This is a genomic window from Candidatus Methylobacter favarea, from assembly GCF_902806695.1.
GTDB lineage: Bacteria > Pseudomonadota > Gammaproteobacteria > Methylococcales > Methylomonadaceae > Methylobacter_B > Methylobacter_B favarea.
Map to the genome: position 1 here is coordinate 1 of NZ_CADCXN010000014.1, position 4991 is coordinate 4991.

Annotated in this window: 6 protein-coding genes and 1 pseudogene; 2 read left to right on the forward strand and 5 right to left on the reverse strand. The window is 47.4% G+C overall.

Features of this window, described 5'->3' with window-relative positions; translation table 11 throughout:
• Together HUX64_RS19085 and HUX64_RS02060 are read right to left on the reverse strand one after the other, a co-directional pair.
• A pseudogene (locus HUX64_RS19085) lies at window positions 1–208 on the reverse strand (GNAT family N-acetyltransferase); the annotation flags it as partial.
• Entirely contained in the window at window positions 205–492 is a 288-nt protein-coding gene (locus HUX64_RS02060) for a type II toxin-antitoxin system TacA family antitoxin (RefSeq protein ID WP_174624587.1), read from the reverse strand. The gene HUX64_RS02060 and the pseudogene HUX64_RS19085, both read right to left, overlap by 4 nt.
• Before the next feature lie 421 nt (window positions 493–913).
• Between HUX64_RS02060 and HUX64_RS02065 the strand changes: the two genes are divergently transcribed.
• Window positions 914–2674: an AIPR family protein gene (locus HUX64_RS02065; RefSeq protein WP_174624588.1), complete on the forward strand. Its 1761-nt coding sequence runs from the start codon at window positions 914–916 to the stop codon at window positions 2672–2674.
• A gap of 399 nt (window positions 2675–3073) precedes the next feature.
• Here the strand turns inward: HUX64_RS02065 and HUX64_RS20325 are convergent, their stop codons facing one another.
• Window positions 3074–3421: a transposase gene (locus HUX64_RS20325; protein ID WP_174624589.1), complete on the reverse strand. Its 348-nt coding sequence runs from the start codon at window positions 3419–3421 to the stop codon at window positions 3074–3076.
• Window positions 3422–3424: 3 nt separating this feature from the next.
• Window positions 3425–3679: a hypothetical protein gene (locus HUX64_RS02075; RefSeq protein ID WP_174624590.1), complete on the reverse strand. Its 255-nt coding sequence runs from the start codon at window positions 3677–3679 to the stop codon at window positions 3425–3427.
• Window positions 3680–3718: 39 nt separating this feature from the next.
• On the opposite strand from HUX64_RS02075, the gene HUX64_RS02080 reads away from it, so the two are divergent.
• A complete protein-coding gene (locus tag HUX64_RS02080; protein ID WP_174624591.1) occupies window positions 3719–3871 on the forward strand; it encodes a hypothetical protein in 153 nt (50 codons plus the stop codon).
• Between the two features lie 133 nt (window positions 3872–4004).
• Here the strand turns inward: HUX64_RS02080 and HUX64_RS02085 are convergent.
• A partial coding sequence (locus HUX64_RS02085; protein WP_174624592.1) for an NAD(P)/FAD-dependent oxidoreductase occupies window positions 4005–4991 on the reverse strand: 987 nt, incomplete at its 5' end.

Sequence of the window (4991 nt, forward strand, 5' to 3'; positions counted from 1 at the left end):
CATGGCTGATTGCGCCGGCCGATAGGCTGTAATAGCCTATAACATCTACGCCGTTACATACCACGAAGCAACGCGAAGCGTCGGCCGCATGGTTCTTAAGTGCTCGTTTTTTAAGCCATTCGTTTAGAGATAATTCACCGCTATCGAAATTTGCCAGTTGGCAGTCGGCCGTAATCGGGGAGGGTGGAGTGAGCTCAAGACCGATCATTTTTCCCACGGCGCTTTTGTCTTGAGTAAGCGGCGTAGCTTATCTGTTGGCGGCAAGGGCTGATCGAGTAGCGCCTGAAATTTAGCAAATGTGCCTGCATCGACCGTGAAAAAAGCTTGGTCGAGCAGAACATTTTCTGCCTCACGGCAGGCGGCTTCCAGCATAAAGTCCGACCGGCTGCGGCCTAAGCGCTCTGCGGCTTGGTCAATGAGATCGCGCTGTCCGGATCTAGCGCGTATGTTGATGGAAACAGAAACTGTTTCTTTGGTTTGTGCATGGGCCATAATGATGCTCCTTTGTGTATAGCATAATAATACATTTCTGTATATAAATATGCAATACAAGTAGCCGGACCCCCGAAAAATAAAGAGCCAGCTGATCGCTAACTTTACATTGCCTTCAACAATACAGGACAGCCTTGTAATCGTCAGCACCAATCACCGGCTATTAAGAATGAGTCCGATCATCCCCAGAATGATGGCCGCCTATCTGCAGCAGGAATAGATGATACGATGCAAATTTTCGTAAAGTAGTCTTTTATAATCAATTGACTGTGTATTCTTTCCAAGGTATTTGGGTGATATGGAGATTTGCCAAAAAATTGACAATATGCTTAAACAGGCGGAAATGATAGCCAATGAGTTGGCAGCGTAAGAGAAAAACCTAACTATAATTATTAGTTTACTTTTTTCAAAGGAAGCACAGATGTACAATTTGATAAAAAAACAAATAGCCGCAGAATATTTCCAACAGCGGTTTCCCAATGATGGGCAGCGCTTTGTCGCTTGGTATCTTCGTAATGCGCTATTCCGCGACATGAATGAAACGCGGGACGATATTACTGATGGGTCGAACGACAAGCAGATTGATGCCGTAATTATTGATGATGACAAATCTCTTGTCCGCATTATACAAGGCAAATTTATTGAAAGCGGCGTTATCGACGCTGAACCTCTACGCGAAGTGTTGTCCTCATGGATACAGATCAAAGACCTAGTGCGACTTCAAAACGTCGCTAACGTAAAGCTGCAAAGAAAATTATCTGAGCTGGCAATAGCTCTCGAAGAAGACTATGAAGTTTCATTCGAATTAATTACCACAGGAACCTTGACTGAATCGGCTAAGAACGATCTAAAAACATTTCAGCAAGAGCTAGCTAGGATTAGTGAAAACGAAGAATTCGATGCCATTATACATGTGATCGAAAATGATGAACTCAGACGCCGTTACGAGTATGCGATTGAGTCTGATAACCCTAGCATCAACTACAAGCTAAATCTTAAAGATAGCAAGTTCATGTACCACGAAATTGCGGGTACGCCTATCTTAGTTGCTGCACTACCATTAAAAGAATGCATCAATTTACCCGGCATAAAAGACGGAACATTGTTCCAAAAAAATGTCAGACAAAGCCTCGGTTCGAGCAATGCAGTAAACAAGGGGATTAGACATTCCATTCTCGGAGATAAGAGATCAGATTTCTTTTTCTTCCACAACGGCATAACAGCCTTATGCAATAAAATGGAGTTGTCTGGAGAAACGCTTTCTCTGTATGGCTTGAGCGTAGTCAATGGTTGCCAATCTCTAAACACAATTCTTTCATGTAGCGAAACAGTTAAGAAAGTGGATGATTCCTTCATCTTGTTTAGGTTTTACGAAATACCACAAAGAGATCGCGCAGATAAAATATCAATTTACACAAACTCGCAGAGCGCAGTGAAAGCCCGTGACTTAAGAAGTAATGATAAACGGGTACTGGCAATAAAAAAATCGTATGAGCTTAAATATCCCAGCGGATATTTCATTACCAAACGAGGCGAAACAGCACCCGCAGAGAAAAACAAAGATCATGTTGTTGAACTATCTGGTCTTGCCAAAAACCTTGTTGCATGGCACTCCCAAAGACCTAACCTTTCATATGGAGAAACTAAAATTTTCGATAAATACTTTGAAACACTCTTTAAGAATAAGGATTATCCCCCCGAAAACGTCTTTGCACTTAACGCATGGATGAACCAAGTTATAAAGACATGGGTTCCGGCAAATCCTTTAAGCCTTAATGAAACCCTCCTTGCAATGCGGGCATATGCGCCTTATCACCATCTGTATGCCATAGGAATGTGCTTCTCCATTGCTAATAACCAGTCAGATCGTGTGCCTAATCCATTTAAATCTTACGAAGTAGCATCTAAATTAGCTATGGTTGATGAGATTGTAAAAGTGGCTGGTATTAGCCTTAATATGGCTCTTGAAGCTGCCGCTAATGAGCCGCAACCGGCAAACAGAGTTTTCAGCCCTCAAAACTGGATTAAAACGAAGGGCTGTCTTTCTGGTATCAACGGCGCTATTCGCAATTATTTTAATATGCTTCCAATGATGCCAGGCGGAACTGAAATAAAAAAGAAACTGACCGATGCTACCATTATGAATGGCGAAGATTTTGAATATCGTTGGTCTGCTGACTGATTGGAGCTCTTTTGCGAGACTTAAATCTGGATAACTTCAATACCTGTTTTTGCAATTGACTTGCCCAAGCAACTCAGCAGCTGGCCGCTATACTGCTAATTATTGCCATTCAAAAAATCCGAGTGAAAGACTGCAACGGTTCGGAGCGGCTATTCAATAATTCCCCTTTTGGTTCATCGCCAGTGTCCGCTTTGCCTATACAGAAACCGGGCAAAGCATTCAACTCAGTCTTCACGTACCTGCCACTTTTACCTTTATTCAAGAGTTTGACAATACGACCGGATACTGTTGGCGAACGTGTTTAGGCAGGCAATGCTGCGAAGCGCGATATTCGCGTAGGCGCCAACGGCCTCTCCGCTAGCCATGCAGCGATTCGATCAAGATTGGTGGCGCCAGCCGTCACCACCTGTTGCAAATGGGTTTTTGCCAATCTGCGATAACGTGTGCGGCGAATCCAAAGGCTCTGACGCCTTGCGACAGTGTACCCTCTACGCCAGAACGTTTCGCATAAAGCAACTTACCCTCTTCGCTCTTAAATCGTTGCCGGGCTGCATACAGGGCTTCATGTTCAGGTCGTGGATGCAAGTGTAACCGGCGCGGTTGCTGTTTAGTACGGGTGCAAAGCATTCGGGCTTGGCAAGCCTGACACGCTGCCTTCGGAAATTGGACTAAATGATAGGGCTTTTCCTCCGCGTTGCTATAGTCGCGCCAAGCCGCCGAGGCCACGCCCTGTGGGCAGTGGGCCACGCGTTATTCCCGGTCGATTGTAAACCGCTCGCCCGTGTAGGCGCCCTCTACTTTAGTTTGCCACACGGGATTTTCACGGGCGGGTCCGACCAGATCGATGCCGTAATGAACTCGACTGCTGACCAGGAGTTCCGCCGACCCATAACCGGCGTCCACCCAGTGCTCGTGGGGCGAGAGGCCCTTGTCCGGAAAACGATCCTTAGATGGCAAGGTCGAAAAATGTCCGGCAACAGCCTTGTAAAATGAGTTGCCGGACAAGAGAATAGAGGGACGACATAACGGACAAAAGGGCGAGCCATGGCATTGATCGGCTATGGCGTGGGCTACTCCGAAGCCAAGGACGAAAAAGTAGCGGCGGCTTGGGCAAATACACCAGAGCGTAAACTGGCCTACCATTTCGCCCAGTCTGGTGAACTTCAGCGGCTAGCCAAATGCCAAGGCAAAGGATAGACGGTAGAAAAAGGCAACTGTTTCTCCTACTCCGTTCAAAACAAAGGCATCTACGTACGGCTGGCGCTTGCCTTGACCGGTACGCCACATTTTATGGCTAAATGGAACAGCTGTGGTGTTATCGTGTGGGCGATTATCGCAACCGCCCCTGAAGATCCTTCAAAGTAACCGGATCAGGTTCGGCGATCAGCTGGCGGGCGGCCTCCACCTGTTCCCATACATTCCACAGCAATACACCCCGCACGCGGTTGTTCTGCAAATAATAGATGACGCCTTCCTCGTTGAGCCGTTTCCAGTCGATAAAAGTCTCCAGGCGTGAGTCCACTTCGCCCACGGCTTCGTATCCCAAATCGAACAAATCGGAATAAAAGAAGGGCAGATGATGGTAGGGCTCAGGCTTGCCTGCCATGTTTCGACCTGCCAGCCGTCCCATCACATTGGCGTTGTTTTCGTGTTCGACCCGTATGCGCTTTGCCAACGCAGGGTTATAGAATGAGGCAACATCTCCTGCAGCGTAAATATCCGGATGGCTGGTGCGCAGGAATTCGTCCACGACGATTCCGTTTTCCACTTTTAGCCTGATTGATTGAGCAAGTTCGGTGTTCGGCTCGATGCCAACTCCCGCCACCACGCCGTCCACTTCGATTTCCCGGTGAGCATTCGTTTTCAAAATACGCTGATTGCCGCGGGTCTCCAAATCAATAATCTCTTCGCCGGCCAGTACCTCAACACCTTTTTGCGTGTAGAAGTCGGATACAAACTGAGCGAGGGGAGGCGGGAAAATGCGATCGCCAATAGCCTTGCCGGGGAAGATCATCACCACTTCTTTCCCGTTCATAGCCAGCGCCGCAGCAATTTCCGAGCCGATAAAGCCGCCGCCGATTACGGCAAACCGCCGACCCGTTTCGGTAAGCGCATGAAGCTGCCGATAGTCCGACAGGGTGCGAAAGTAAATGATCCGGTCATCACCGAACGGAAGGCGTCGTGGCTTGCCGCCTGTGGCCAACAACAGTTTTTGGTAGGTGAAAACGTCGCCCTTGTCGTCCACAACGCGTTTCTGCTTGGGATCAATTTCTTTGACGACATGGTCAAGGTGAACAGTAATCCCCTTGTTCTCCAG